The following is a 301-nucleotide window of genomic DNA, read 5'->3' on the forward strand; positions in this document are numbered from 1 at the left end:
ACCCGAAGCCGCCGGCCGAACCCTTCTGGGGCGGAGGCGTCGAAGGTGTGGAGGGTAAGGGGGGTGAAGTCGTAACAAGGTAGCCGTACCGGAAGGTGCGGCTGGATCACCTCCTTTCTAGGGAGACCCCTAGACCGCCTCCCCATCCCAGCATCCGGCTGCGAGGGCTCCGAGGAGAGTCCCCGCGCACCTTGACAGTTGCATAGCGCGTGACATGAAAATGTCAACATGATCAACACCAACATCAATTTCCTAAGCTGATTAGGTTCTCGATGGGTGCTCGCATCATGGAATAGACGAT

At 58.1% G+C, this 301-nt stretch carries 1 rRNA gene; it reads left to right on the forward strand.

What is annotated here, in order from left to right:
* A 16S ribosomal RNA gene (locus tag NE591_RS14335) occupies positions 1-117 on the forward strand; the annotation flags it as partial.
* Positions 118-301: the final 184 nt, after the last annotated feature.

The organism is Adlercreutzia sp. DFI.6.23 (genome assembly GCF_024462535.1).
Lineage (GTDB): Bacteria > Actinomycetota > Coriobacteriia > Coriobacteriales > Eggerthellaceae > Adlercreutzia > Adlercreutzia rubneri.